Source organism: Pseudomonas sp. Lb2C2 (assembly GCF_052112205.1).
Taxonomy (GTDB): Bacteria; Pseudomonadota; Gammaproteobacteria; order Pseudomonadales; family Pseudomonadaceae; genus Aquipseudomonas; species Aquipseudomonas kilonensis.
In genome coordinates this window covers 1-200 of sequence record NZ_JAUTYW010000054.1, presented here as the reverse complement: position 1 = coordinate 200, position 200 = coordinate 1, and the positions used below count along the sequence as shown (strand labels likewise).

Sequence of the window (200 nt, the reverse complement as noted above, 5' to 3'; positions counted from 1 at the left end):
CAGTCTATCTTTCTATCACATACCCAAATTTTTAAAGAACGAACTAGTCAAAGACTAGAAATCAACATTCACCATCGAACCGATGGAATGCTCATTTCTAAGCTTTATACAATCGAAGCAGTAGTGGTGGAGCCAAGCGGGATCGAACCGCTGACCTCCTGCGTGCAAGGCAGGCGCTCTCCCAGCTGAGCTATGGCCCC

Annotated in this window: 1 tRNA gene; it reads right to left on the bottom strand. The window is 47.5% G+C overall.

Annotated elements, in window-relative coordinates:
- Positions 1-124: 124 nt before the first annotated feature.
- Positions 125-200: transfer RNA gene (locus Q7F16_RS30245), tRNA-Ala, on the bottom strand.